Raw genomic sequence first — 312 nt, 5'->3', positions numbered from 1 at the left:
ATAGTACGGTGAAAAAATATCATATTTCCAGTTTTTCAGTTCTACAACGATGGATTAACCTATATAATAGTGGAAAAGAACTAAAATCAACGAGTATGGGGAGATCTAAGACCACTATGACTAAAGGGCGTAAAACAACATTTGAAGAACGATTGGAAATCACACAATTTACTATTGCCAGAGACAATGACTATCAGGGGGCTATTGAAAAGTATGGTGTATCTTACCAACAAATCTATTCATGGGTTAAAAAATACCAACTTAAAGGGTCCGACGGACTTAAAGATCTTCGTGGTCAAAATAAACCAGAGA

1 protein-coding gene is annotated in these 312 nt (G+C 35.3%); it reads left to right on the top strand.

The window, feature by feature from the left end; genetic code table 11:
- A partial coding sequence (locus tag ACEN4I_RS13545) for a helix-turn-helix domain-containing protein (RefSeq protein WP_407103314.1) occupies positions 1-312 on the top strand: 312 nt, incomplete at both ends.

It is taken from the genome of Desemzia sp. FAM 23990, from assembly GCF_045528485.1.
GTDB lineage: Bacteria > Bacillota > Bacilli > Lactobacillales > Carnobacteriaceae > Desemzia.
This window is presented reverse-complemented; position numbering and strand designations above follow the sequence as displayed.